Origin of the sequence: Thermococcus sp. SY098, from assembly GCF_035621495.1 — an archaeon.
GTDB lineage: Archaea > Methanobacteriota_B > Thermococci > Thermococcales > Thermococcaceae > Thermococcus_B.
Window position 1 is genome coordinate 1,954,244 of record NZ_CP141821.1, and the last position, 22,964, is coordinate 1,977,207.

A 22,964-nucleotide genomic window follows, 5' to 3' on the forward strand; every position below is an offset into this window, starting at 1 on the left:
CTTTTTATGTTTTCTAAATTTTCTTCTTTTTATGAAAAGGGTAGAAATAAGGAGATTGTGGCAGGTTTGTCTCTTATCTCGGTTGCAGTTATATTGAATCTTGTTTTTGGGTACTTTGCAATGATATTTGCCTTTTACCTGAGCTTTTTCAAGTGGGATTATATCGGTCAAATGCAATTTGTAGGATTGAAAAATTTTGAAATTGTGATTAGGGATTTAATCAGGGGATTTCATGGCGCTCCCTACCTGCTCTCACCCTTTTACACTGGATTAAAGAACATTTTGATTTACACTGCAATAGTTGTTCCAATTCAGACTTTTTTGGCGGTAGTGCTTGCTGCATTTGCTAATCAGAAAATTAGAGGACAGCAATTTTTCAAGGTCTCTTACTTTTTGCCAGCAACGACAAGCTCAGTTATCGTTGCTCTGATTTTCATTTGGCTTTTCATGAAAAATGGATTTATCAATTATGCTCTCGCTCATATAATCCCAGGCTTCCAGCCGATAGACTGGATAAATGACAGAAATTATCTGCTTTTGGCAATTGCAATGGTTGCTATCTGGGGAACGAGCGGACATTTCATGGTGTCCTTTCTTGCTGCCATGCAAGCAATACCCAGAGAAATCTATGAAGCAGCAATGCTTGATGGCGCTGGCCCAATAAGGAGGTTCTTCTTCATAACAATACCAATGCTTAGGCCCATGATTGTTTATGTCGTAGTTATGGGATTAATTGGAGCACTTCAGATGTTCGATTTAGCCTGGGTAATGGCTGGAGCCAATGGTGGACCGGGAGGAGCCGGATATACGGTTGCTTTGGACATATATAATGAGGCATTCACCAGAATACGGCCAGGGGTTGCAGCGGCTAAAAGCTGGTTCCTTTTTGCAATAATCTTTACAACAACCTACCTCTTCCAGAAGAAGTACGGGAGGGCTATGAGATGAGTCCCAAGGAGAGAGAAAAACTCATTCGTAGAATCTGGATTGTGATAACTTATGTGGTCTTAATAACCTTTGCACTTGTCTATTTGATGCCTTTTATAAGATCTCTCGTTGCCTCATTTATGACATGGGCTCAAGCTTCTCGTTATCCTCCAGAATGGATTCCTCATCCTTTCACTCTGGAAAACTATGAAAAGTTATTTAGACTTGAACTTTTCCCCAGATGGATCCGAAATACAGCGCTTTATGCTGGACTTATAGTCGCCGGTAATATACTTTTTGCAAGCATGGCAGGTTACGCCTTTGCAAGGCTTAAGTTCCCTGGTAGGGATGCTATATTTTCAGCTCTGCTATCATTGCTAATGATTCCAATGTTTGTTACTTTAGTCCCTAACTACATCATAATCTACAAGCTTGGTCTGATTGACAACATCTTTGGTCTCTCTTTGTTAGGTTTAACAAATGTTTCAAGCATATTTCTGATGAGGCAGTATTTTATGTCGCTATCAAACGAAATCTTTGAAGCAGCACGTTTGGATGGATGTGGACCAATAAAAGCATTCTTTTACATTGCATTACCCCTTGCAAGGCCAGCTTTAGGTGCAGTTGCAGTTTACCAATTCTTAGGCTCGTGGAATGCTTTTATAGGACCGTTAATCTTCTTGAGATCTCCAGAGAACTTTACTCTGCCTGTAGGACTGAGCTTTGCCTTCCAGAGGTCTATGTGGACAGAATACACTCCCATAATTGCTGGCTCTCTTGTGGCATCTGCTCCCACAATAATCCTGTTCCTTGTGTTGAACAAGTACTTGATTAGGGGTATAGTCATCACAGGAGGGAAGGGCTGATGGCAAGGGTTTTGCTGAAAAATGTTACTAAAAAATTCGGCAATGTTGTTGCCGTCAACAATCTCAACCTTGAAATTAGAGATGGGGAGTTCATGGTTCTTCTTGGACCAAGTGGATGTGGAAAATCAACAACTCTGAGGATGATTGCTGGGTTGGAAACTCCAACAGAAGGGGAGATATGGATTGGTGACCAGCTTGTTAATGACATCGACCCGACCAAGAGAAATGTTGCAATGGTTTTCCAGAGCTATGCCCTTTATCCGCACATGACTGTTTTTGGAAATATAGAGTTCCCGCTCAGGATGGCTGGCGTTCCTAAGCAAGAAAGGATTAAAAAAGTCAAGGAGGTTGCTGAATTTCTCGGAATTGCGGATTTATTAAATAGAAAACCAAGTGAGCTAAGCGGTGGTCAGCAGCAGAGGGTAGCATTGGCGAGGGCATTGGTTAGGGAACCACAAGTATTCCTCTTAGATGAGCCTCTATCAAATTTAGATGCAAAAATCAGGACTCAAATGCGTTTTGAGCTTAAAAAGTTGTTGAGTTACGAGTTGGGGATTACAACAGTCTATGTGACCCACGACCAAGTTGAAGCAATGACAATGGCAGATAGGATAGCTGTCATGAACAAAGGTATTCTTCAGCAAGTTGGAACACCTGACGAGATTTTCTACAAGCCAAAAAATACCTTTGTTGCAACATTTGTCGGCAGTCCTCCAATGAACTTAATTGAGGGCAACATTGTAGAGAAAGATGGTAAAATATTATTTGAAACTGAACACTTCTCCTTACAGCTTCCAAGTGATGTTCCAAAGGCTGAAGAAGCTATTCTTGGCTTTAGGCCTCAGCATGTGGAAGTCAGCTTAGCTCCAAAAGAGGGTTATGTGAAAGGCAATCTCTTAGGAGTTGAGAAGCTTGGAGTTGAGAACTATGGACACATAGGCTATGGACGTCTTGAGATTGTTGTTAGGCTTCCAGAGGAGATAAGAGTGATGAGGGGGGAAATCTACTGGAAACCTCAGGAGAACAGGATTTACATCTTTGATCCAAAGACCAGAAGAGCCATTTATGGATAGCTGAAAAGCTTTAAAAGACCTTCTTCTAATTTTCCATCATGCTTTATGTAGAAATCCTTGGAAATCTACCGAGCTTGGCTAAAAGTGAAGTTAAAGCGCTCCTTGAGCTTGCAGATAAAAGATTTAAAATTGCTGGGGAGGATTATCTGCTTCTGGCAATTAGAGGCAACGAGAGAGCTTTTCCTTTTTTAGATAGACTGGGGATGGCTCATGAATATGGAATTTTGCTTTTTTCAGCGGAGAATGTTGAGGAACTCTATGCCAAAGCGGAAAGCATTGATTGGAGCGAATATATAGCTGGAACTTTCAAAGTTGACAGGGAAACTATGAGAAATTGTGCTCATGATGTTGAAAATCTCGAAAAGAAGCTCGGCGCGATAATTTACAGACAGGGGTTTAGAGTAAATTTATCTAATCCCAACACCCTTGTAAGAGTTTACTGTGGGAAAAAGTTGTGGGTAGGAATTAGGGTTAGATTTTTTAAAGCAAAAACCTTTGATGAGAGGAAAGCTGATAAAAGGCCTTTCTATAAGCCAATTGCTCTGCCTCCAAGAATTGCAAGAGCTATGGTAAATTTAGCAAGGGCAAGAAGAGAAATTCTTGATCCTTTTATGGGAACCGGTGGAATTCTAATAGAGGCTGGATTAATGGGTTTGAAGGTTTATGGTGTCGATTTGCGAAGGGATATGGTTGAAGGGGCAAGGATAAATCTCGAATATTTTGGGGTTAAATGTTATGTTTTAAAGCAGGGAGATGCAACCAAGCTTAGGGAAATCTTTCCAGATAAGACTTTTGAAGCAGTGGCAACTGACCCTCCTTATGGCTCCTCAGCAACGTTAGCTGGGAGGAAGAGAGAGGAATTGTATGAAAAGGCTTTGGAGAGCATTTACGAAGTCCTTGACGGTTATCTAAGTATAGCTTTTCCGGCTGATTTTAATGCTGAGAAAGCTGCCGAGAAAATAGGGTTTGAGGTTTTGGAGAAGCACTATCAGAGGGTTCACTCTTCCCTTGACAGATATTTCTATGTAATGAAAACATAAAAAGAAAGTCAGCTTCCAAAGGGACTTTCCTTTAGCTTTTCGTTAACAAATCTGACAATGTGCCTTATGTCATCCTGAATTGTTTCTGGTTCGGGCTTCATTAGGATGTAAAATACATTTGTTTTTGGGGTTAATGAAACATGCTTAACATTTTCTGGTTTTGAAAAGCCTTGTAGGAATTCTCTAAGTAGCTCAACATCTCTTCGTTTCTCAAAGAGAGCTTCGTATTCTTTTCCCTCAATCTCAATGACATCCTTCTGGAGAAGTTCCTCATCTTCAATCTTTGGCTTTATGCGGTAATAGCGTTTCTGAACTAAATGTGCCTCTCTTTTTATCTGCGAATATGGTCTGACAACTATATAGAGCTTGTCATGTCTGCTTATCAACTTTGAAATTGGCATGTAGAATATGCTCTGTCTCGGGAGAAGGGTTAATGTATACTCAAACTTATCTATGTTGCCCTCACTAACCTTGTAGTACGCTCTAAACCCGATATACCCGCCAAGCCACACATATTCCTTATCTTTTGGCTTTATTACATCTTCAATTGCCCTTAGGTAGTGTTGCATTAACATTAGGTTTAACTTTCGTCCTTTGAAAAACTGAATTGATGCCACCCCAGCTAAAACCATGAGCACCAGCAAAAATTCTGGGGAAACCTTTATGTCCATTTTCAAACCTCCTCAAGTGGATAGTATCTTTGTAACGTCATGCTATCAATTATCTCAAATTCTGGGATTTTGTCCTCTAAAACTTTTACTATTTCCCTGACAATTTTTGCATGAACCGTCCAAGTAATGGCCATTTCAAATGGGCTTTGTGGTGTTCTCCGAGCTAAATCGAGATAAATCACTATCTTACCGTTATCTTTAACTATTTTACTGACTATCCCAAGCTTAACTATGTTTTCCCCACTTATTGGCTCTTTTACCGTTTTAAGGAGTTCATATATTCTGTCAATCTTCAATTATTGCTCCTCCTATTTTTTCGAGCCATTCCAAACCTCTTGGTTCCTCTTCAAACATCGGGATTTTAACTATATCTACCCCTTTGAATTTATTTTTTATAAGCTCTAAGACTTTTTTCTGAGCTTCAATCTTAACTTTAAGTTTTGAGGGCAGCTCTTCAAGCTCAAGTACCTTATTGAGAACTATCAGTCTAAAGGATATTTTAAACTTGTTTAGACTTTCATATGCTCTTTCTGTTTCATAGAGCGGCAGCATTTCTGGGTTCATCACTGCTACAACAGTAGTTTTCTTGGGATTTGTTATTATCCTATGGACAAATTCAATTTCCTCTTTATATTTCTTGAGCTCTTTCATTACAGCATCCTCTTCCTCATCACTTGGCAGCTTGTATTCCTCACCTTCTATTACAAACTTTCTTTCACCTTGTATTTTTTCTATGGCTTTTCTTCTCTCAAGTATCTTTCTTCTTATTTCGATCAGCTTGTTGGTCCATATCAGAGATATTCTCGGTAGAGCAAGCACTCTCAGGGTTAACCCAGTAGGTGGAGTGTCAAAAATAATGATATCCCATTTTTCCCCATCAATCAAAATCTCTCTAATTGCCTCGAGGGTTGCATATTCCTCGATACCAGGAGAAAATTTTAAAATTTCAAAATATTTCTCCAAATTTATTACGGTCAGATACTTATACATATGTTTCAGATTCTTTTCTAAATGTTCTAAATAACTCTGGATGAGTTTTTCCATGTCAAGCTCCATTGCATAGAGATTTTCTATTATTTCCTTGGGTTTGTCATTCAATTTTACCATAAAAACATCTCCAAGGTTATGGGCTGGGTCTATTGAAACTATGAGTGTTTTGTATCCTTTCTTTGCGAGTGCTATTGAAGTAGCAGCAGCACTTGTTGTTTTCCCAACACCCCCTTTCCCTATGAAGAATAGCACTCTGAACTTCTCTTCTGGAATTAAATAACCTTTCATTTTATCACCTCACGTGATTTCAAACAGTGCAGCCATTTCTCCAAAAATATCGTCCATATTGATAGCTCTTTGCTGCATAACGTATATCTCCCTGACCATGTGTGGCATTAACCTCATTACAAGTGTTGTGGGAGGAGAAGGAATGCCGACGAATGCTCCCATGAGAAGGAGCGCGAAAACATTTTCTAACTCTCTTTCTTCAAACTCAAGATATTCAGTAGATTGTTGCTTAAATGCGCTGATGAAACCTTTAATGAAGTATTTCACATTTTCCAGAATTCTCGCCATGTTACCACCTCTCCAAGAAGATTAAGAAAGAAATTAAGAAATGAAAAAGACCTCAAGCGGCCGCGTACTCCTTGGCTGGCTTCTTCCAGGCAGCGTACCAGTCGACGACGAGGAGCAAGTTGAGAATCAAGCCGACGACGGTAATGAGAGACACCCAGAATCCAGGCTTAATGACTATGAGGAACCACACGAGGGCTGCTGTCACTGTAATCCACAGGAAGAGTGCGGGGATAACAACTGCCCACTTCCATGCTCCTTCTGGTCTCTGAACCTTTGCAACCCATAGAGAAGCTGTCATCATCGCAATGCTTGCCAGCATTTGATTCATACCACTGAATGCTGGCCATATGATAAGCCAGCTTCCGCCCCAAGCCATGTAGATACCGAAGATTGCAAGGATTATTGATGCAATCCATTTGTTCTTTAGAATTTCTGGACCATGAACCATATCCATTATCTCCTGCCATGCGAATCTTCCCAGTCTTGTAGCTGTATCAAGGGTTGTCAACGCGAATGCTGAGACCCAAAGGCTTGCAAACACTGCACCGGTCTTGAAGGGAATTCCTAATGCATCTTGGAGTCCGTAGGCGTAGCTCTTTGCAAATATTCCGACCTTAATTCCATGCTTCACAACCTGGATTGCGTACTGTGAACCCCAGTTTGTTGTATCAACTGGTATGTTCATTGTCTGGAATACTTTAAGACCGTAGACTGCAATCGAAGCAATGACGATTGTTGAAAGGAATCCTTCTGTGAACATTCCACCGTATCCAACGAGCAGTCCGTGAAGTTCATTGTCCAGCTGCTTTGACGTTGTACCAGAACCAACGATTGAGTGGAATCCACTCAATGCACCACATGCGATTACCAGTGGAACGGTTGGCCAGAATGGTGAGGGCTTTCCACCGACAACATTGGCTGACCACGTTGTGAATGCTGGAGCAGAGAATGTTCCAACGCCCTTGAGTCCCACGATTATGAATGCAACACCACCGAGGAGCAATCCGAACCAGAGGATGTACGCGTTAAGATAATCTCTTGGTTGCAGGAGAACCCATACTGGGAGTGATGATGCTATGACGATGTAAATGCCTAAGACAATCATCCATGTGTGTTTGCTTGCAGCAATGGGGAACTTGAAACCTAACCACACTGCAATAATTAACAGGATGATTCCAATGGCAGTTCCTGCATAGAAATTGATCTTCATCTTGTACAGCAGATATCCGAGGATTATTGCATCAATCAAGAACAGCAGTGATGCAGTGGCTGCTTCTGGAGTTCCAACGAAAATACCGGAGATAACCGCTGCGAAAGCTGCGATAACAAGTACCAGGGCAAACCATACATAGAGCTCAAATGCCATACTTGTTCTCCTGCTCATTAGCCTGCCTGCAATCCATTGGATTGACTTACCGTCGTATCTTACGGAGGACATTAATGCTAAATAGTCATGAACTGCACCGATGAAAACGTTTCCGAACCAAACCCAAAGCAGTGATGGAAGCCATCCCCATGCCATTGCTACCGCTGGACCAACTATTGGACCGGCTCCTGCTATTGAAGCAAAGTGGTGTCCGTAGAGTACAATTGGGTGGGCTGGGACGTAGTCGACACCATCATACAAACGGTGTGCAGGTGTTGGTCTGTTTGGATCTGCTTTAACTACTCTGTTCTGGAGGGATCTTCCATAGCTCATGTACAACCCGGCATATATCAAAGCGGCAACCAAAATAATAAGAGTGGAGTTCATTTTAGCACCTCCAGACCAAGGTTTTATCATTTTCTATTTTTGGGCATTGGATATATAAGAGTTTTTGAGATGTTCTTGAATAAATCGAATAAAATTTGGAAGATGTTTATCTAATAAATGTCAAAAAATTTAGAGAAGTGTACCAAAAATTGAATGAAAATTGACAATTGTGTAAAACTTCAAACTTCATTCGAGTTCTATTAGTGGTTGGTTTGTGTCTACGGTGTCGCCTTCTTTTATGAGGATTTTCTTTACTATCCCGTCTTTTGGTGCTGGTATTTCGTTCTCCATTTTCATTGCCTCAAGCACAAGCAAACCCTGACCAGTCTTAACTTTCTCACCCTCACTCACCAAAATCCTCAAAACCTTACCAGGCATCGGAGCAGAAACCACATTACCACCCACCGACACTGACGTTGGAGTTGAAGGTGCTACTGGAGTTGAAACAGGAACTACCGAAGGTGCAGAAGGAGCTGGTGCTGAAGGTTCTGCTGGCTTGATAGCTTCTTGTGTCAGTTGGGGAGCATATGCTGACATTACAAGATTTTCAAGCTTTACCCCTTCAATGCCAACTTCGTATTCCCTTCCACCAATGTAAATCTTGATGATTTTGCCTTTTGGTTTCTCTTCAACAGGTTTGAGCTCTCCTTTCTCCCTCAGTTCAAAGAACTCAAGGGCAACTTGGGGGAAGAGTGCATAAGTTAGTATGTCTTCTTCTTTCTTCAAGTATCCCTTCTCTTCAAGCTCTCTTCTGTATTTTTCGAGTACAGGCTCAAGCAAATCAGCGGGTCTAACTGTTATTGGTTCTTCATCTCCAAGGATAAGCTTCTTAATTTCCTCCTTTATTGGTGCTGGTGGCTTTCCATAAAGCCCCCTAACGTAGTTTTTAGTTTCCTCTGTAACCATTTTGTACCTTCCGAAAAGGACATTGAAAACTGCCTGAGTCCCGATTATCTGTGAAGTGGGAGTAACTAAAGGAGGATATCCGAGTTCTTCTCTAACCCTCGGAACTTCTTCGAGAACTTCATCGAGCTTATCCAACGCTTTAAGCTCGCTAAGCTGTTTTATCAGATTGGAATACATCCCTCCAGGAATCTGGTGAAGCAGAACATTTGGATCTCCGTGAAGGGCTCTCTTATTCATTAAATGCTCATATTTCTCGTCAAGGAGTTTCCTTAAATAGCGAGAGATCTGAAAGACGAGTTTCATATCAATTTGAGGTTTATCAATTTCCTTTAACGCATGATATATTGTTTGTATTGCAGGTTGTGCCGTTCCATTGGCTAAGGGGTATATTGCAGTGTCTATGAGATCTGCCCCAGCCTCTACAGCTTTTAAATACGTTGCTGATGCCAACCCGCTTGTTGCATGAGTGTGAACATTAACTTTAATACCATAGCGTTCCTTGATCTCTTTCACGAGTTCATATGCCATTTGAGGATCTAAAAGGGCTGCCATGTCTTTGATAGTAATGTAATCCACATCAAGCTCTATCAGCTCATCCACCTTTTTCATGTAGTACTCAATTGTAAATATCGGCCCGGTGGTGTAGCATATTGCTCCCTGAACTTCTGCTCCTACCTCTTTGGCTTTTTTAATCGCTGTTCTCATGTTTCTGACGTCATTCAGTGCATCAAAAACCCTGAAAATATCAATTCCATTCTTATATGCTAACTCCACGAACTTTTCTACAACGTCATCGGGATAATGCTTATATCCAACGACGTTTTGACCTCTCAGAAGCATTTGGAGCTTTGTCTTTTTTATGTGCTCTCTTAGAGTTCTCAATCTTTCCCAAGGATCTTCTCTTAAAAACCTCAAGGCGGCATCAAAAGTTGCCCCTCCCCATACCTCCATCGAATAAAATCCTATTCTGTCCATCTTTTCGGCTATGGGAAGCATATCTTTTGTGCTCATTCTTGTTGCAATCAATGATTGGTGAGCGTCCCTAAATGTTGTATCTATTATCTCAACCATTTTTATCACCGCATATTGTTTTTATTCAATATAAACAGTGAGTAGGGTATAAAACCTCTTTGAACAAGTTTTTGTTCAAAAGGAGCTTTATTTGAAAATTTTCTTGTCACTTAAAAAATCAATTTGTAGGTTTTTATGTGTTTTTGGACAAATTTGGATAAAAGTAAAAGAAGAGCAGCTTTAAATCAGTCCTTCAGCTTTTGCGGCTTCTTCAGGTTCTTCATTACGGTGGATTACCCTAAGCAGAGCTTTAATCATGGGTTCTGGATTTTCACGCTGGAATATGTTTCTACCAACGACTGCTCCAGCCCCTCCAGCTTCAATAACCTCGTAAACGACCTTTAGGAATTCAAGAGGGTTTTTAGCTTTTGCCCCTCCACTTAGAAGGACGGGAACACCAGCGGCAGCATCGACAACTTTGGCAAATGTCTCTTTTGAACCTGTCCAGTATGTTTTGATCATATCGGCACCCATCTCAGCTGCTGCTCTTGCTCCATACATAACAACTCTATAATCTTCTTTTTTGCCGTATTTTTCGTTGATGTAGGGTCCTCTTGGATAGGAAAACTGAACAACAGGCAATCCAAAATCATGTGCAATGCTTGCAATCTCGGCAAACTGCTTCATCATTATATCTTCATAGGGTGACCCCCAGTAAACTGTTGCTGCAACTGCATCAGCCCCAAGTTTAATTGCATCTTCAACAAAGCCAAGGGGACTCTGTAGGAGCTGGCCCTCCTTGGGTCTTAAATTAGTCTTGCTTGTGAGCTTAACCATTAAACCAACATTTGGATTCAAAACATCTCCACTTATCCTTGCGATTCCTGGAAGCAGCATGACACCATCTACTCCAGCCCTAATTACTTTTTTGAGAATTACTCTGGGGTTTACGTGTTCCCAGACCTCAGTAAAATCTTCTGGACCATGTTCAAATCCATGATCCATGGCAAATATTAAAGCTCTGCCATCTCTTCTGAAGAACCTTCTAAGCCTTCTCCTAATCCCAACATTTTGAAGTGCTTCCATACTAATCACCTTGGGTGATATAGTGATTTTTTGAATTTAAGCTTTGCCATGTAATTTAAATTACCTTTTTCTCAAAATTTTTTGGTGATGATCATGTTGGATCTCAATACAAAAATCATAGGGAGAAAGATTATATGCATTCGGGAAGTGGATTCTACGAATGAGTTTGCTAAAGAGATAGCTTCCCAGGAAAAGGAAGGAACAGTAGTTGTGGCAGATATCCAGAGGAGAGGTAAGGGAAGGAAACTTAGGAGTTGGGTATCTCCGAAAGGTGGACTATGGATGAGTGTTATTTTAAAGCCCAATGCACATCCAGTGCACATAACGAAGCTTGTATTTGTTTCTGCACTTGCAGTTGTTGAAACTTTGGCGGAATTCGGAATTGAAGGAAAGATTAAATGGCCAAATGATGTTCTTGTCAATAGGAAGAAAATTTGCGGAATTTTAAGCGAAGGAAAATATTCGACGGATAGCGTGGAGTATGTGGTTCTTGGTATTGGGTTGAATGTTAACAACGAAATTCCAGCGGATTTGCTGGATGTTGCGATATCCATGAAGGATGTACTGGGGTTTAGGGTTCCGCTTGTTGAGGTTTTTAGGAGTCTTTTGGAAAAGCTGGACAAGTGGTATTTGAGATATCTTGATGAACAATACGCTCTCATATTGGAAGAATGGAAAGCTTATAGTGCTGTCATTGGAAAGGAAGTTAGAATTGTTGGGAATAAGGAGGAGATTATCGGCACTGCAGTTGATGTAAGCGATGATGGGTCTCTTATCATTGCATTAAAGGATGGCACACTAAAGAAAATTTACTATGGGGATGTTTCCCTTAGATTTTCCTAAGTTATTATATCAATTGTCGAAGTGATATTAGGCATAATGGAAAATTTAATATACCCAGTGAACATAACTGTCAATTGCCGCTTATTGAAGGAGGCATGTGGGTAGAGGTGAATAGCCATGGCACAGAAAGGTATTTTGAGGACATATCTCGACATCCCAGTGCTTCAGAAAATCTTCGCAGGGCTAATTCTGGGTGTTATTGTTGGTCTTGTCTTGGGATCCTTGGGGTATGCAGATGCAGTGAAGACGTACATCAAGCCCTTTGGTGACATCTTTGTCAGACTGCTGAAGATGTTAGTGATGCCCATAGTCTTTGCATCCCTTGTTGTGGGTGCAGCAAGCATAAGTCCAGCAAGACTTGGAAGGGTTGGAGTTAAAATCGTCATCTATTACTTGCTTACATCAGCATTTGCAGTAACACTTGGTATAATAATGGCAAGAATTTTCAAACCAGGGCTTGGGCTACAATTAGCAACTGGAGCCAAATTCCAAGCAAAGCAGGCGCCTTCTATGGTTCAGACTTTGCTTAACATAATTCCAAAGAATCCATTTGGAGCCTTAGCTAATGGGCAAGTACTTCCTACAATATTCTTCGCGATAGTTTTGGGTATTGCACTGACATACTTAATGAACAGCAAGGATGAATTTGTGAAGGACAGCGCCAACACACTTTTCAAGGCAATAAACGGTCTCGCGGAGGCTATGTACAAGATTGTTGGCGGTGTCATGCAGTATGCTCCAATAGGTGTTTTTGCATTGATTGCTTATGTTATGGCAGAGCAGGGAGTTAAGGTTGTTGGTCAGTTGGCAAAGGTTGTTGTTGCAGTGTATCTCGGCTTAATCCTTCAGATTGTCTTGGTGTACTTTGTGCTCCTCAAGATCTTTGGACTCGATCCAATCAAGTTCATCAAGAAAGCTAAGGATGCCATGATTACTGCATTCGTTACAAGAAGCTCAAGTGGTACTTTACCAGTTACAATGAGAGTCGCTGATGAAGAGATGGGAATAAGCAAGGGTATTTACTCATTCACACTTCCACTTGGTGCAACAATCAACATGGATGGAACAGCTCTATACCAGGGTGTCTGTACATTCTTCATAGCCCTTGCAATAGGTCAGCACCTCACCCTCGGACAGCAGCTCACAATAGTTCTCACAGCAGTTCTTGCATCAATTGGTACAGCTGGTGTTCCCGGAGCTGGTGCGATAATGCTTGCAATGGTTCTCCAGAGCGTTGGGCTTCCACTAACAGACCCAAGTGTTGCTGCAGCATATGCAATGATCCTTGGTATTGACGCTATCTTGGACATGGGAAGAACAATGGTCAACGTTACGGGAGACCTTACAGGTACCACAATTGTGGCAAAGACTGAAGGAGAGCTTGACTTGAGCAAGTGGCAGTGATAGTGTTTCTGTTTTCTTTCTTGCTCCCTATTTTCTCTTTATGGATTAAGGGATAACGTTAAATACTCAAACATAACGCTACTTCTTAGGACATTAATAATGGGGGTTATGAGGAATGAAAAAGTTGGGTGTTTTGGTAGTAATCCTCCTTTTGGGTGTCTCAATGGCTTATGCTCAGGAGGTTCCGTTTTATAAGGAGGAGTTTGTATTCACAATTAAGGTTTTGGACAATGGGAATGCTCAAATAACCCTGAAAACCTCTTGGCTTGAACCTAAGGATGAAATACAGAAGCAGATTGAGCAAATTCTAAATCAAACAAATCTAACAAAAGAAGAGGCTATAAAGAAGTATGAGAAAGAGCAGCTTGACAGGTATATAGCGAGCCTTGCCAACTATGGCATAAAGACCACTAATCAAAGTCTAAAAATTCTGGGAATCGATGAAGGGAAGAATTTAACGGTTGTGTTTACGGCTATTGCTGAAAAGTTTGCCAGATATTACTCATACGATGGCTACTGGGAAATCGTGGTTGATCCAACACGAGGTTACGGCACCGCTCCAATACCTGATACGGGTCTTCCATATAAGGTTGAGCTTCACAATATCTTCATAATTGAGCTTCCTCAAGATGCCAAGCTCTTGGAGTATCCAAAACCTATAACAAGAGAATACAATCAAAGTAAATTCTATGTAAGGTCAAAAGTTGAGGGGAACAAAATAATTGTAACTTCGGATATTTACCTTGAACCTTATCTGAGACCAGAAGGCTTTAAAGCACTTTTTGGTGATTACAATACATTCTATGTTAGATACACAACACCAAAACCAGGAGAAGAGGGACAGTACCAGAAAGTTGTTTCTGAGCAGTATTTGAGAGCACAAATTTTTTCTAATGGCACAACAAGGCTCTTAATCCGGGATAAGTACATTGAACCTGCGGATCAGATTCAACTTATGAAGATGCAGATAAAGCTAATGGGCGTTCAAAATGTTACGGATTTAATTCTCCAGAATAATATTAAAGCCTTAGGAGGGCAGGGAATTAAAGTGGAAAACGCAAATGCAAAAATAATTGGTTTGAACGAAACGGGTCCACTTATCATTGAAGCTAATTATGTTGTCCAGAACTTCACAAAGAAAGTTAACGGAACCTATGAATATTCTTTTGATCCGACTCTCGGATACTCCCTTTACAATATAGGCTACAGAGCCCAGAATGAGATAAATCAAACCCTAAAGTTAGAACTCATACTCCCGACTGATGCCAAAATAGTTGAAGTTCCCCAGAATATAACGAGGGAACTCAGGGGCAACAGATTCACTTTAACTACACTGGTTAATGGAAATAAAATCTCAATAACCGCAAATGTCTTTATCAGATATGGTGCCCACCAGGAAGATGTCCAGAAACTTCTTGCTAATATCAGCAGAGCATACATCAGATTTACACTTCCGGAAGCTTCTCAGGGACTTAACTATAAGCAAGTAGGGGCAGCGGTTGGTGCACTTGTGCTCATAGGAGCAGCAGTATTCTTGATTAGGCGGAGATGACGATCTTTTCTTTTTAATGTTTTATTAACGCTACCATTATATATCTCTGTTACAAATTTCTTTTCAGGTGATAGAAATGACGAAGAAGCTTTACTATGAGGATGCATATCTAAAAGAAGCAAAAGCAAAAGTTGTTGAAATAAAAGATAATGCATTGCTTTTGGATCAGACCATTTTCTATCCAACAGGTGGAGGACAGCCGCATGACAGGGGAACAATAAATGGTGTTCATGTTTTGGATGTTTACAAAGACGAGGAAGGTAATGTCTGGCATGTTGTAGAAGAGCCAGAGAAATTCAGGATAGGAGATGAGGTTGAGCTTAAGATAGACTGGGATTATCGCTACAAGCTCATGCGTATCCACACCGCGATGCATCTCTTAGATCATGTGTTGAATGAAATTCTCGGTAAAGACAAATGGCAACTTTATGGCAGTGGAATGAGTGTGGAAAAGGGAAGATACGATATTCTCTACCCAGAAAACGTTAACAAGTACAAGGAGCAGATTATTGAGCTTTTCAATAAGTATGTGGACGAAGGTGGGGAAGTCAAAATCTGGTGGGAGGGAGAGAAAAGGCTCACACAAATCAGGGACTTTGAAGTCCTCCCATGCGGTGGAACCCATGTAAAGGATATTAAGGAGATTGGGCATATCAAAAAGCTGAAGCGCTCAAGCATAGGGAAAGGCAAGCAGAGGCTGGAGATATGGCTTGAAGATTAAATCCCCAATTTTTCCCTTACTTCCTCTATTGTTGCTCCTTTAATCAGCAAATCCTTTTCCCTTGAGGTCTCTCCTCTGAGTATAACAACCTCTTTTCCAAGGAGCTTTGAAAGGAACTTTATTAATTCTTTGTTAGCTTTTCCACCAACTGGGGGAGCGCTAATTTTTATTTTAATCCTCCCCTTCCACTTGTCAACTCCATCAATGCTGTCCCTTTTTGCATTTGGCTGGACATGAACGAGGAGAATAACACCCTCTTTTGTCTGCTTTATCATTCTCCCCCCTCCAAGTCATATTTCCATACAATTTTTGGAGGAAACCTCTTTTCTTTTACAGCCATAATTATTTCATCTGCAACTTTGTAGGCGAAATCAAAGGTTTCTTTGTCGATCAGACCATAATTGAGAGCCATTTCAAGCTCATCCTCATCTAACAAGAAAGCTTCGCCGTTTGGGAAAATAAAGATGTCCAAAAATAGGTCAAGCATCTCCAAAGTATTGTTGTAGCGTTTTGTATATGCCAGAACATCTACGTAGAACCCCTTAAAATTCCCTTGCTTATCGTAAACTTTCAAAACATCGTAATTTTTACTGATAAAGGCGAAGTAAATCATTGTGTAGTCATTTTCAATGACCTTAACTCCATTTACATAAAGAGGTGCGAGCATTCCATGGAATTTGGACTTGGCAACGATGATGTCTCCTAAGTCTGCTATGAGTTCATCGTATCTTTTAAGAACTCTGTTCGGAATGCGCTTATAGATGAGGTGAACTTTTTTGTTCATGATAGTTTTATTAGCAATTTCAGGTTTAAAAACCTCGCCATATTCAAAACTGTTGATATCCTTGGAGCTTAAACAAAATTATGTGTGAGTTAAGATGGATGCAAGATTTGTTTACCTCTCTGGCTTCCTAAGTGGTGTTGTTCTTTTCACTGCGGCAGGAATAATTTGGAAAAAAGTCAAGAGGAGCCAAAGATAAGCTCCTTCAGCTTCTCTGGTAATTCATCAATCTTAACCCTAATTTGCTCCCTCGTATCTCTGTCTCTGATTGTTACGGTGTTGTCTTCCGGTGTTTGGTTGTCAATGGTCACACAGTATGGAGTTCCAATCTCGTCGTATCTTGCGTATCTCCTCCCTATTGTGTCCTTTTCATCGTAAACTGCTATGAATCCCGCTTTCTGGAGCGTCCTAAAGACATTGTAGGCTATTGTTGTTAGTGGCTCCTTTGCAACTAACGGTAGAACGGCAACCTCTATTGGCGCCATATCCTTCTTTATCTTGAGGTAAATTCTTCCATCCTCATCAATTGTTAGTGAGTTCTCAAGGAGTAGATAGAAAGGTCTATCAATACCGAAACTCGGCTCTAAGACGTGAGGAACAATCTTTTCACCGGTTATCTTTTCTTCAACCTCTTTGATTATGAAATCCTCTTTTTCAAGCTCGTAACCCTCAATGCTGACTTTACCTTCCTCTTCAAGTTCTTCAACAAGCTTTCTAAGCTCTTCCTCGCTCATCTCTTTGAGCTTCTCGTTTATTCTTTTTGCATCTTTCTTAAGCTTTGGACCAACTCTCTTCATATTTAGACTAACTTTGAGCCTTTTCACGGTCTTGGGCTTATCGTAGTGAATCATAACCGTCAAATCGGCACCGCTCATCTTCATGTGTCTGCTCAAGTCGTAATCCCCTCTGTACGCGATACCAACACACTCAATCCATCCAAATCTTTCGCTGTAAATCTCAACATCCCATGTATCCTTTGAGTAGTGTGCCCTTTCTTCTGGAAGCTGTTGCCTGAATCTTATCGCCTTTTCTGGAATTCCTATGTCAAGGAGAATTCTCTTCACCATAGCCATGTAGTAGGCAAAGAACGTGTTCATGACATATCCTTTTTTAACAGCTTCCTCAAGAGTTACCTCAATCATCCCCAAGTTCTTGAGCTGGTGTTCGATGGGGTAAAGCCTAACAACTTCGTCTTTGACCTCATCGAAGTGCGGATGCTCGGTCTCTTTTGGATTGAAAAATATCTCCACTTCAGCCTGAGTGAACTCTCTAAGCCTGATCATCCCCTGTCTTGGTGAAATTTCATTTCTATAAGCCTTTCCAATCTGGAACACACCGAATGGGAGCTTGTTTCTCGCAAAGGCATTAAGCCTCTTGAAGTTCACAAAAATACCCTGGGCTGTTTCTGGTCTTAGATACCCTTTCTTGTCCTTGTAAGGACCGATGTACGTTTCGAACATCAGATTGAAGTACCAAACATCGCCCAGCTCTCCACCACACTGAGGACACTTTATGCCGTTTTCCTTTATTATTTTCGTGAGCTCTTCGGCACTCAAGCCTTCAACATCAATGTCCAAGCTCTCCTCGATGAGATGGTCTGCCCTGTATCTTGCGTGGCACTTGGTACACTCAACTAAAGGATCAACAAACTTCTCAACATGACCTGAAGCTATGAAGACTTCCTCAGGAGTTATGTCCGGAGTTTCAAGCTCAAAAAACCCCTCTCTCTGAAAGGCTTCTCTGATTTTACGCTCAATCTTTCTCTTTATTGTCGCTCCAAGAGGACCGTAATCGTAGAAACCTCTCGCCCCACCATAAATCTCGAAGCTTCCCCATGCAAAGCCTCTTCTCCTCATCAAATCCGAAAGGATTTCATACTTGTCTATCTTCATCCCCTAACCACCTTAAGGTTTTGACACTTCAAAATCCTAAAAACTTTGTGGAGTATCTTTTGACATTCTACCAAAGTTGGTGTTCAACAAGTTATCCCAGGGCTGTTATACGAAAGAGTTATAAACCAATTTTCCCGTTATGAATGTGAGCTTCAGCTTTGATTATTTAGGAGGGAAGAGAAATGGCGGAAAGACCACTTGATGTTATACACAGGTCTCTGGACAAAGATGTGCTGGTTATACTTAAGAAGGGATTTGAGTTTAGAGGCAAGCTTATCGGTTATGACATTCACCTGAATGTTGTCCTTGCAGATGCTCAGCTTATTGAGGGCGGCGAGGTAACAAAGAAGTATGGTAAGATAGTGATTAGAGGAGACAATGTGTTGGCTATTTCACCAGTAGAAACTGAGTGAGGTGATTCTCGGTGGGAAGCGGAACAGCACCCCATGGAAAGAGGAACCGCACACCAACTCATATAAAGTGCAGAAGATGTGGAAGAAAAGCCTACAACGTTAGAAAGAGATACTGTGCCGCTTGTGGATTTGGAAGAAGCAGAAGATTAAGGAAGTACAGCTGGTCAAAGAAGTGGAAAAAAGCTAAGAACGTCCATTGATCTCTTTTTATTTTGCTTTTCTGTATTGGTGGTTTGGGATAATTCTATAAACTTTTGTTTTAAATTCTAAATTATGAGCGCAAAAAATGACATTTTGGAATATTTAAAATCAAAAGGGCACGATGGAGCTCTTCAGAGTGAGCTGTACAATTTGGGTTACTCTCGTTCGACAATTGCTGAGGCGCTTGAGGCTCTTGAAAAGGAGAAGCGTATCGTGAAAAAGAATATCGGAAAAAAAGCATACAGAATATGGGCTATTGATGAGGCACCTTTTCCCATTAAAAATACTCTTAGACTTGGAATTTTAAGGGCTGTTGAGTACCCACATGCTCTTTTAACGGCTTATGATTTGAGAGAAAAGTACAATGTTAGGGTTTTGGTTTACAATTCTGCCCTTGAGCTTACGAATGCCCTTGCAATAGGAAAGGTCGATTTGGCGTGTTCGCCGTTAATCACTCAACTCCTCTATTCATTATTAATGAAAAGCATTAAAATTGTCTCTGGTTGTGGATTTGCTGGCAGTGGACTTGTTGTGAGAGGAGAGCTCGAAGAAGGAAAAACCATTGCTTCCTCTGAGCTTTCTACAATGGAAACCATGTTAAAATTGTTCCTTGAAAAAGGAGGATTGAAGAATATAAAGGTGACATATTTTAAAAATCCAGAGAATGCCGTGAGGTCTTTTCTTAGTGGGGAAATAGACGGAATAAGCATCTGGGAGCCTTATCTAACTCTGCTTAAAAAGAAGGGCTTTGATGTCTATCACTACTCTAATTATTTTGGAAAATACCCCTGCTGTGCCTTGGGGGTTAATTTGAGCTTTTTGGACGTTAATGAGGATATTTTTAAAGAATTCTTTGAAAGATTTAAGTACAACACTGAAAACTTGGAGAAACGAAAAGAGGAAGCTATACGTCTAATGGTAGAGGTTATGGACTTTGATGAAAAACTTGTGAGGGAAAGCTTTGGGGGATTTGTCTATGATTACAGACTCACAAAAAAGCAAGTTGAAGAAATGCTAAATCGATTTGGTCTCAAAGTGTTCAATCTTGAAAAGCTCTTCTTATCGCAAGATTTTTAACTTCCATTTCTCTTTTATCGCTTAGACATTCATCTAAGTGATTACCATGGATGGCGAATTAAGGAAGAGGTTATGGGAGCTTGCATGGCCGGCGATATTAGCAAACATATCTCAAACCCTTGTTAACTTAGTTGACATGATAATGGTCGGACAGCTGGGTGCTCTTGCAATCGCAAGCGTTGGTTTGGGAGCACAGCTTTCGTGGTTCATGATGCCCATAATGTTTGCAATCTCAACAGGTGTTTTGGCTTTAGTTGCCCGTTTTGTGGGTGCTAAAGAATACGATATGGCTAATTTGACATTGGAACAGGGAATTTACCTTGCTTTTCTGGTGGGAATACCAGTCATGGTATTTGGATTTTTGTTTGGAGATGATGCACTGAGGATAATGGGAGCCAGTGAAGATGTAATAAAACTTGGCTATGATTACATAAGGATGTATTTCCTATTCTATCCCATCAATTTCATGGGTTTTGCTGCATTTTCAGCTTTGAGAGGAGCGGGTGATACAAAAACACCAATGAAGCTGAGCATCTTAATGAATGTTCTCAATGTTGTTTTGAATTATCTCTTAATTTTCGGAAAGTTTGGCTTTCCAAGGTTGGAAGTTAAGGGGGCTGCATTAGCCTCCGGACTTTCAATTGCAACGGCTTTTGTTGTCGGAATGTTCCTCTTCTTAAGCAACAGGCTTGTTTTGAAGCTTAAGCTCAGCTTTAGATTTGATATTTCACTGATTAAAAGAATACTAAGAATTGGAATTCCAGCAACAATTGAAAGGATTATCTTCAGCGTTTACAACTTCATCTATATAAGCATCGTTACGAGATTTGGAACGGTAGCTTTGGCTGCTCATCAAGTTGGCTTGAGGGTAGAGAGCATAGCTTATATGCCAGCTTTTGGCTTTAATGTTGCCACATCAGCTTTGGTTGGACAGAGCTTGGGTGAGGGGAATCCAGAAAAAGCTGAGAAAGTTGTGTATGAGTCATTGAAAATGGTAACGGCTTTCATGAGCGTCATGGCTGTAATTTTAATTGCTTTTCCAAAATATCTCGTTATGCCATTTATAACAAAAAGTGATCCCAATTATTGGCAAGTTATCCGCTTGGCTGCAATCTATCTCATGATTGTGGGTATAAGCGAAATCCCATTGGGCTGGCTCTTTGTTCTCAGTGGAGCTTTGAGAGGTGCAGGGGATACGAAGAGTCCAATGTATATAACGGCTGTTAGCAAATTACTCTTTAGGATTCTTCCGGCTTATCTTCTGGGATTTGGCTTTGCAATTGGTTCATTCCGCTTTGAAGGGCTTGGGGTTATTGCTGCTTGGATTGCAATGAGCCTTGAGACATTCACAACCGCTGGCTTTTTCTGGTGGGTGTTTAAAAAGGGGAAGTGGAAGTACATAAAAGTATGACACAATGTTTATAAGTATGTATGACGAGTATATAAACGGTGATGTTATGGCTGTTGTCAGCATCCGTATTCCTGATGAGCTTAAAGCGAAAATGAAGGAAGTTAATATAAACTGGAGCGAAGAGATACGGAGGTTTATTGAGATGAAAATACGGGAGCAGGAAAAAAGAAAGTTGCTTGATGAGATTGATGCTTTTCTCGAAAAGGAAGTTCCTCTCATGAAAAAGGGACAAGCAGTGAAGCTTGTGAGGGATGCTCGTGATAGTAATTGACACTTCGTCTCTAATCAAATATCTCCTCCGCGAAGAGGGCTGGCGTGACGTTTCGAAGTTTCTTCGTCAGAATCAGTTGGTTTCTTTAGAAATGGCATTGATTGAAGGGGCAAATGCAATTTGGAAGCGTTGTGTTCTTTACCAAGATATTCCTCTCAAAACGGCAGAGAAATTGCTTGGCTATCTTCACTCAACTAAAGGCATAATCATCTATGAGGATCCAATTGAATACTTGCCTAAGGCGGAAGAAATTGCTCTTGAGAATAATGTTACCGTTTACGATTCTCTTTACATCGCTCAGGCTCTCAAATATGGAAAGTTAGCAACCAGCGATGAAAAACAGGGAAAAGTTGCAGAAAAGCTTGATATTGTGGTGTTCTACCTTTAGAGTGTCGAAACGTGGAATAGGGCTTCCATCAAGTGACCAAAGAGGTAGCTAACAAACGCTGCCCCTAATCCAGTAGTAACCATCTCCGTAACTTTCTTCTTTATTGAGATTCCTGAGAGCACCGATATAAAAGTCGCAACTACTGCCAGCGCTGTTCCCGCTAACAATACGGAGAATGGCAGTGCAACCAGTGATGATGATGCAAAGAAATAAGGTGTAACTGGGAACGCTACGCCAAGCAAGTAAAAGCATCCAGTATAAAGGGCTGCTCTTATCTCGTTCTCATCCTCTTCTTGGACAAGTAGCTTAATTATTGCATCGTGGTTTGAGGATAATTTTTCGGCGACCTCTTTTGCAACATTTTCAGGCATACCGCTCTCAAGGAGCTTGTCTAAAAGCTCATCTTCTGCTCTATCTGGAGAAACTCTGAACAGGACTTCCATTCTCTGTCTGATGCTCTCGTTTACCTGCCTCTGAGAGCGAACTGATATGAAAGTTCCAATTGCCATTGAGAGCGCTCCGGCAACTCCAACTATAAGACCGCTAATTCCAACGAGCTTTGGATTATACACATAAACTGCTGACAGTCCAGTAACTGCTCCGAGGATCTCAACTAATCCATCGTTCATGCCGAGGACTAAATCTCGGATGTTTTCGACATGGAGTCTTTTTTTGCTCTCGTAGAAGAACTTCTCGTGTTCAAGCTCATCCAAGATGACCTCACTTAATTCTCTCCTCTCTTCTTTATCGAGCTTCTCTTGATATGTCGTGAGGAATTTGAAGTACTTTTGGATTGCGCTGTTTTCTCCCATCTCGAGGAGTGAAGCAACAGCTCCAGGCCCTAAAATTTTCCTTAAAAGCCTTATGCTGTAAAGGCTCAGCTTGCTGATTTTCATCCGGGGGGTTCTGACATTTCTCCTTACCAAGAAATCGTGCCAGAACTTTGCATGCTTTGCTTCAATGTTTGAAAGCCTCAGAAATTCCTTCTTTAAACTCTCGTCTTTTTCAGTTTTAGCAAGCTGAGCATAAAGAATTGAATCGGAGTATTCATCCTCATAAAACTGAAGTGCCGACTTTATCATCTCGTCCATCTTCCATCCCCTAAAAAGCT

Annotated in this window: 25 protein-coding genes; 14 read left to right on the forward strand and 11 right to left on the reverse strand. The window is 40.9% G+C overall.

Features of this window, described 5'->3' with window-relative positions; all coding sequences use genetic code 11:
- Positions 1-6 precede the first annotated feature (6 nt).
- The 4 genes from VFC49_RS10990 to VFC49_RS11005 are packed head-to-tail and all read left to right on the forward strand — an operon-like array spanning position 7 to position 3,906.
- Positions 7-948 carry a sugar ABC transporter permease gene (locus VFC49_RS10990; protein ID WP_324735557.1) on the forward strand — a complete coding sequence of 314 codons (942 nt, stop codon included), beginning with the start codon at positions 7-9 and terminating at the stop codon, positions 946-948.
- Positions 945-1,793, forward strand: a complete 849-nt coding sequence (locus tag VFC49_RS10995; protein WP_324735558.1) for a carbohydrate ABC transporter permease — start codon at positions 945-947, stop codon at positions 1,791-1,793. Before VFC49_RS10990 ends, VFC49_RS10995 begins: the two co-directional genes overlap by 4 nt.
- On the forward strand, positions 1,793-2,866 hold the full coding sequence (locus tag VFC49_RS11000) for an ABC transporter ATP-binding protein (protein ID WP_324735559.1): 1,074 nt from the start codon (positions 1,793-1,795) through the stop codon (positions 2,864-2,866). Before VFC49_RS10995 ends, VFC49_RS11000 begins: the two co-directional genes overlap by 1 nt.
- Before the next feature lie 38 nt (positions 2,867-2,904).
- Positions 2,905-3,906, forward strand: coding sequence for a TIGR01177 family methyltransferase (locus tag VFC49_RS11005; protein WP_324735560.1), 1,002 nt, complete (start codon positions 2,905-2,907; stop codon positions 3,904-3,906).
- Between the two features lie 8 nt (positions 3,907-3,914).
- On the opposite strand, the gene VFC49_RS11010 is transcribed toward VFC49_RS11005, so the two are convergent.
- From VFC49_RS11010 to fba, 7 genes are all read right to left on the reverse strand, one after another.
- On the reverse strand, positions 3,915-4,577 hold the full coding sequence (locus tag VFC49_RS11010; protein ID WP_324735561.1) for a hypothetical protein: 663 nt from the start codon (positions 4,575-4,577) through the stop codon (positions 3,915-3,917).
- 2 nt (positions 4,578-4,579) lie between these two features.
- Positions 4,580-4,873 carry an iron-sulfur cluster assembly protein gene (locus VFC49_RS11015; protein ID WP_324735562.1) on the reverse strand — a complete coding sequence of 98 codons (294 nt, stop codon included), beginning with the start codon at positions 4,871-4,873 and terminating at the stop codon, positions 4,580-4,582.
- Entirely contained in the window at positions 4,863-5,855 is a 993-nt protein-coding gene (locus tag VFC49_RS11020) for an ArsA family ATPase (protein ID WP_324735563.1), read from the reverse strand. Before VFC49_RS11020 ends, VFC49_RS11015 begins: the two co-directional genes overlap by 11 nt.
- 9 nt (positions 5,856-5,864) lie before the next feature.
- Complete coding sequence (locus VFC49_RS11025; RefSeq protein ID WP_013466561.1) at positions 5,865-6,143, reverse strand: hypothetical protein; 279 nt, start codon at positions 6,141-6,143, stop codon at positions 5,865-5,867.
- Between the two features lie 52 nt (positions 6,144-6,195).
- A complete protein-coding gene (locus VFC49_RS11030; protein ID WP_324735564.1) occupies positions 6,196-7,896 on the reverse strand; it encodes a carbon starvation protein A in 1,701 nt (566 codons plus the stop codon).
- 186 nt (positions 7,897-8,082) lie between these two features.
- Positions 8,083-9,873 (reverse strand): sodium-extruding oxaloacetate decarboxylase subunit alpha, encoded by a 1,791-nt coding sequence (oadA, locus tag VFC49_RS11035; RefSeq protein ID WP_324735565.1) that lies wholly within the window; start codon positions 9,871-9,873, stop codon positions 8,083-8,085.
- 180 nt (positions 9,874-10,053) lie between these two features.
- Positions 10,054-10,899: a class I fructose-bisphosphate aldolase gene (gene fba, locus VFC49_RS11040; protein WP_324735566.1), complete on the reverse strand. Its 846-nt coding sequence runs from the start codon at positions 10,897-10,899 to the stop codon at positions 10,054-10,056.
- 93 nt (positions 10,900-10,992) lie between these two features.
- On the opposite strand from fba, the gene VFC49_RS11045 reads away from it, so the two are divergent.
- The 4 genes from VFC49_RS11045 (at position 10,993) to VFC49_RS11060 (ending at position 15,419) form a co-directional block, all read left to right on the forward strand.
- Positions 10,993-11,742, forward strand: coding sequence for a biotin--[acetyl-CoA-carboxylase] ligase (locus VFC49_RS11045; protein WP_324736756.1), 750 nt, complete (start codon positions 10,993-10,995; stop codon positions 11,740-11,742).
- Between the two features lie 117 nt (positions 11,743-11,859).
- On the forward strand, positions 11,860-13,146 hold the full coding sequence (locus VFC49_RS11050; RefSeq protein WP_324735567.1) for a dicarboxylate/amino acid:cation symporter: 1,287 nt from the start codon (positions 11,860-11,862) through the stop codon (positions 13,144-13,146).
- A 115-nt stretch (positions 13,147-13,261) separates the two neighbouring features.
- Positions 13,262-14,698: an exodeoxyribonuclease VII small subunit gene (locus VFC49_RS11055; protein WP_324735568.1), complete on the forward strand. Its 1,437-nt coding sequence runs from the start codon at positions 13,262-13,264 to the stop codon at positions 14,696-14,698.
- Between the two features lie 76 nt (positions 14,699-14,774).
- Positions 14,775-15,419, forward strand: a complete 645-nt coding sequence (locus tag VFC49_RS11060) for an alanyl-tRNA editing protein (protein ID WP_324735569.1) — start codon at positions 14,775-14,777, stop codon at positions 15,417-15,419.
- On the opposite strand, the gene VFC49_RS11065 is transcribed toward VFC49_RS11060, so the two are convergent.
- The 3 genes from VFC49_RS11065 to glyS all read right to left on the reverse strand — a co-directional run bounded on the left by VFC49_RS11065 (position 15,416) and on the right by glyS (position 18,092).
- Positions 15,416-15,694 (reverse strand): DUF167 family protein, encoded by a 279-nt coding sequence (locus tag VFC49_RS11065; RefSeq protein WP_324735570.1) that lies wholly within the window; start codon positions 15,692-15,694, stop codon positions 15,416-15,418. The two genes, VFC49_RS11060 and VFC49_RS11065, sit on opposite strands and share 4 nt — an antisense overlap.
- Positions 15,691-16,203, reverse strand: coding sequence for a DUF402 domain-containing protein (locus VFC49_RS11070; RefSeq protein ID WP_324735571.1), 513 nt, complete (start codon positions 16,201-16,203; stop codon positions 15,691-15,693). Before VFC49_RS11070 ends, VFC49_RS11065 begins: the two co-directional genes overlap by 4 nt.
- 176 nt (positions 16,204-16,379) lie before the next feature.
- Entirely contained in the window at positions 16,380-18,092 is a 1,713-nt protein-coding gene (glyS, locus tag VFC49_RS11075) for a glycine--tRNA ligase (RefSeq protein WP_324735572.1), read from the reverse strand.
- A gap of 182 nt (positions 18,093-18,274) precedes the next feature.
- On the opposite strand from glyS, the gene VFC49_RS11080 reads away from it, so the two are divergent.
- The 6 genes from VFC49_RS11080 (at position 18,275) to VFC49_RS11105 (ending at position 21,853) form a co-directional block, all read left to right on the forward strand.
- On the forward strand, positions 18,275-18,505 hold the full coding sequence (locus VFC49_RS11080; protein WP_013466574.1) for an LSm family protein: 231 nt from the start codon (positions 18,275-18,277) through the stop codon (positions 18,503-18,505).
- Between the two features lie 11 nt (positions 18,506-18,516).
- On the forward strand, positions 18,517-18,705 hold the full coding sequence (locus VFC49_RS11085) for a 50S ribosomal protein L37e (RefSeq protein WP_013466575.1): 189 nt from the start codon (positions 18,517-18,519) through the stop codon (positions 18,703-18,705).
- A gap of 73 nt (positions 18,706-18,778) precedes the next feature.
- Positions 18,779-19,783, forward strand: a complete 1,005-nt coding sequence (locus tag VFC49_RS11090; RefSeq protein ID WP_324735573.1) for an ABC transporter substrate-binding protein — start codon at positions 18,779-18,781, stop codon at positions 19,781-19,783.
- A 46-nt stretch (positions 19,784-19,829) separates the two neighbouring features.
- Positions 19,830-21,194: an MATE family efflux transporter gene (locus VFC49_RS11095; protein WP_324735574.1), complete on the forward strand. Its 1,365-nt coding sequence runs from the start codon at positions 19,830-19,832 to the stop codon at positions 21,192-21,194.
- A gap of 46 nt (positions 21,195-21,240) precedes the next feature.
- Positions 21,241-21,465 carry a hypothetical protein gene (locus VFC49_RS11100; RefSeq protein ID WP_013466578.1) on the forward strand — a complete coding sequence of 75 codons (225 nt, stop codon included), beginning with the start codon at positions 21,241-21,243 and terminating at the stop codon, positions 21,463-21,465.
- Positions 21,452-21,853 (forward strand): type II toxin-antitoxin system VapC family toxin, encoded by a 402-nt coding sequence (locus VFC49_RS11105; protein ID WP_420719617.1) that lies wholly within the window; start codon positions 21,452-21,454, stop codon positions 21,851-21,853. Before VFC49_RS11100 ends, VFC49_RS11105 begins: the two co-directional genes overlap by 14 nt.
- Here VFC49_RS11105 and VFC49_RS11110 read toward each other — a convergent pair.
- A complete protein-coding gene (locus tag VFC49_RS11110) occupies positions 21,850-22,944 on the reverse strand; it encodes a VIT1/CCC1 transporter family protein (RefSeq protein WP_324735576.1) in 1,095 nt (364 codons plus the stop codon). The two genes, VFC49_RS11105 and VFC49_RS11110, sit on opposite strands and share 4 nt — an antisense overlap.
- Between the last annotated feature and the right edge of the window lie 20 nt (positions 22,945-22,964).